Source organism: Mesorhizobium sp. M1A.T.Ca.IN.004.03.1.1 (genome assembly GCF_003997555.1).
Classification (GTDB): domain Bacteria; phylum Pseudomonadota; class Alphaproteobacteria; order Rhizobiales; family Rhizobiaceae; genus Mesorhizobium.
In genome coordinates this window covers 1-286 of sequence record NZ_RZTV01000194.1, presented here as the reverse complement: position 1 = coordinate 286, position 286 = coordinate 1, and the positions used below count along the sequence as shown (strand labels likewise).

The 286-nt window shown below is 69.2% G+C and carries 1 pseudogene; it reads left to right on the top strand.

Annotated elements, in window-relative coordinates:
- Nucleotides 1-2 precede the first annotated feature (2 nt).
- Nucleotides 3-77: pseudogene (locus EOD29_RS37575) on the top strand (hypothetical protein); the annotation flags it as partial.
- Nucleotides 78-286 lie beyond the last annotated feature (209 nt).

The following is a 286-nucleotide window of genomic DNA, read 5'->3' as shown; positions in this document are numbered from 1 at the left end:
AAATGGCGGCGTTGCGCGCCGCCGGCGTCACCTATGAGGTCGTGCCCGGCATCACCTCGGCCTTCGCTGCCGCTGCCGATTTCGAGCTGCCGCTGACGCTGCGCGGTGTCGCCTCCTCGCTGGTCTTCACGACAGGCCATGATCTCACCGGCGACGGTTGTCTCGGAGGGAATGCCGGCCTGCATCAGCCGCTCGGCGACCGAGGCGGCAACCGTGCGGCCCATGTAAACGGCGATCGTCGCGCCCGAGACGGCAAGGCTTGCCCAATCGGGCAGCACGTCGCCGG